Below are 2,920 nucleotides of genomic sequence, written 5' to 3'. Positions count from 1 at the left end.
CGCATGATCTGTGACTGCTCCTTCGTCGGATACAAGCGAAACTTGTAGGCTTTGTGACGAAGCATGATGTTACCCCTTTCTATTTGAGAACAATGTATATTATGCAGAATCAAAAGCTTTAAAAAGAAAAGAGCAACGATTCAACCCCCACCTATAGAGGATGGGGTATTCTCGCTTTCTTTGATAAAATAAGTACCGAATTTATTTTTGTATACGGAACTTCGAGCTATTTGAGACTCTTATTGTCTAAAATATACAGTTTGGATATACTTATTCCAAGTACTAAGTTCCGATACTCACCGTTATAGGAACTTTCAATTGGAAATTTATCTCAAAACCTTTCTCCTCATAAACTGCGTCACTTTCTATTAACCTGGCTAAAAAAGCAGGGCATCGATGACGCACTTATTCAACCTTATTCCGGACATGAAAGCAGAAAATCTTTGGAAGTATACTCAAAGCTGGCAATTACCGATGCTCAAAATGAATATAACGAGGTTATTAATAAATTTCCAATTTAATCCATACGTTTGCGAGTGGTGTCAGCTACGCTGGTATTACCCCGTTATAGTCGCTCGTAGATACTGCATGTTCATCCTCCATCTGTTGTATCCATTCCTTTATCTTACCTTTAGCTATATATGTGGTTTTCACTACATATCCACCTCACATTAAAAATTAAATTCGGCCTGACCTTCAGGAAGATCCGTTGCTTGTGCTTCCCGAATAATCCCTTCAACCAACGTGTGTAGCTGCATAACTAAAGGCAGCAGCTTCCAGAATCCCCTTTTTCGTCACTGGCATCTACTCCTTATGGTCAAAGTATCCAGAAGTGCTAACCATATGCGAATACCCTTTTGATTGCATGACATCCAAATCGTTTCGAAACGACAAGTATGCATCATATTCTTTTACTATCACGGTACACTGTTCAGTTTCATTCATCATAGTTTCACGTCTCCATTCGAAACAAACTGATATAACTATTCGTGCTTCTATAAAACGGACATTATGTCACTATCATTTCTTGCAAAAAGACATTCTCGCACCTCCATTGGGAGGTCTTCTTCATCGATCCATGCCAAATTAAGACCACGGTAACCGTTAGCCGTTCGCTCATAACGTTTTTGAATGATTCTCCCCTTATACAATAAGGTTTCTATATACCCCTCTGGAGTGTACTGGACAGTAAATTCGTTTCTAAAAAATTTTGCACCGTTCCACCACTGAGCACCACATTCATTAAAAGCAATAGGGAGAATATCAGTAGTAGCTGGTCCATAGCATAATTCCTGAAGCTGTGGACTGGACTTGAGCTTAAACACATAATTATGTAAAAGCCGATAAGTTTGAATTGTGAAATCTTTCATTTTCCCACCAACTTCTAAATTCCTATGATATTCTTTTAGAAGCATAACTTCATTCAACAAGCTTCTAGCCTTAAGAATAGCCAAAACTTCTATTCTACGGTCATTAACAGATGGCTGTATGATTTCATATAATTCTTGAAAGCCACAATTATTTCTATACGACAATTTTAAAGCTTTAATGCAGACTCGTAACAGCTGCGTACATCTAGATTTATAAAAATGAAGTGTAGAATCTTTCAAATAATGGTGAAACGCTGAAACGTGAGCTTCGATCATTGAATCTGCACGTCTACCCTCATATACATGGAATGGATTCATATCGTTCACTTGTGCGCCCGGAATTCGATTGATGTTGTTTTCTAAAACGGATTCAATACTGACTCCAATCTTACTGAGGACTTCCATCAATTCTTGGTCTATATGAACGATAGCGTAACCATCGCGACCGGAGCTTGTATCTATAAATTTCAAGCTATTAATTAACTCTAGTTTCTCCTGATAATTCATCCCTCTCACTCCTTTTCCCATAAATTTTATTGAAATGATCCCCATATCCTGGACAAAAAAACTCTTTTCTGTGGTAGCTGATAAATCGTCACAATGTCCGAGCAATCTTTAAAGATGTCCTCGATCATACCAGAAACAAAATTCCAACTCCCGCCGCCAAGACCACAGCCAATACCGTAAGGGATCGCAATATTAAAATACTTTTCTAAGGCATACTCTCTTAGCTGAATTAATGATTCCTGTAGGGCCGGATATTGAGTGTACTGTACTCCATCATTGCCAGCACCAAACTGACCAAAAAGATTAGCAATAAATTTAGTTTGTGTATCGTTAATACTCACAATCTGCATCTTCCCCAAAAGCTGGTTAGGATCTGCGGTTCGGGTGTACGCCATAAAAGCTGCATACCCTTCTGGCCACTTCTTCCATACCTTCTTAGCTAAACCTTTAGCTTTGATATTTTGAGAATTGACTTGATGAACGATGATGTTCTCAGGAGCTTGCAGAATGTCATTCTGTACAATTCGGATGCTCATATTATCTATCCTTTACTGTAGATTCCCAACCGTCTACTACCTTTCGTCACTGTCTTCCAGAACGATAAAACGATCTTCTGTGCTTCCTCAAAGGTTTCGCCTTTTCCTATGTTAGGAACCAGGTACTTCCCCTCAGGTGTAATAATCAATTTATCACGGCTATAAAAAAATCGTTCTGAAGCAGTTACTACGCGATGAATACAAAATGAATCTTCACAGTCCTCTATTACATAGTCCGCAGGACCATGATCTGTATGAGTGTAACCATAATTTGAAGGTTGTAATAGGATCAATCAAACTCGCCTCCACGATGGTGTAACTTAAAAAATATAGCGTTAGTGCATTGAAAAAATTATACGTATTACAAAAACGTTTATTAATCGATTAGAATATTAGAGTTTAAATTTTTTTATTAAACCTTGAACCCTTTTCGATTCATTGAACACTCCCACCACTTAGCTAACGCTTGAAGTGGGGGATTCTTGGGTCATCAAACCTATCGGTTTG

At 38.2% G+C, this 2,920-nt stretch carries 3 protein-coding genes and 1 pseudogene; 1 reads left to right on the top strand and 3 read right to left on the bottom strand.

Annotation, left to right across the window (positions count from 1 at the left end):
• On the bottom strand, positions 1-65 hold a 65-nt coding region (locus JO375_RS06720), incomplete at its 3' end, for a helix-turn-helix domain-containing protein (RefSeq protein WP_229522929.1).
• 261 nt (positions 66-326) lie between these two features.
• On the opposite strand from JO375_RS06720, the pseudogene JO375_RS06715 reads away from it, so the two are divergent.
• A pseudogene (locus JO375_RS06715) lies at positions 327-521 on the top strand (tyrosine-type recombinase/integrase); the annotation flags it as partial.
• A 474-nt stretch (positions 522-995) separates the two neighbouring features.
• On the opposite strand, the gene JO375_RS06710 reads toward JO375_RS06715, so the two are convergent.
• Positions 996-1,877, bottom strand: coding sequence for a hypothetical protein (locus JO375_RS06710; protein WP_229523730.1), 882 nt, complete (start codon positions 1,875-1,877; stop codon positions 996-998).
• A gap of 26 nt (positions 1,878-1,903) precedes the next feature.
• Positions 1,904-2,413 carry a macro domain-containing protein gene (locus tag JO375_RS06705; protein WP_229523729.1) on the bottom strand — a complete coding sequence of 170 codons (510 nt, stop codon included), beginning with the start codon at positions 2,411-2,413 and terminating at the stop codon, positions 1,904-1,906.
• Between the last annotated feature and the right edge of the window lie 507 nt (positions 2,414-2,920).

The organism is Paenibacillus farraposensis, assembly GCF_020736845.1.
Lineage (GTDB): Bacteria > Bacillota > Bacilli > Paenibacillales > Paenibacillaceae > Paenibacillus > Paenibacillus farraposensis.
The sequence above is the reverse complement of the archived record's forward strand: the minus strand, read 5'-3'. Positions and strand labels throughout refer to the sequence as shown.

Coding starts and splice junctions, on each gene's coding strand:
- JO375_RS06710 (WP_229523730.1), bottom strand. CDS start 1,877: ATGAATTATCAGGAGAAACTAGAGTTAATTAATAGCTTGAAATTTATA.
- JO375_RS06705 (WP_229523729.1), bottom strand. CDS start 2,413: ATGAGCATCCGAATTGTACAGAATGACATTCTGCAAGCTCCTGAGAAC.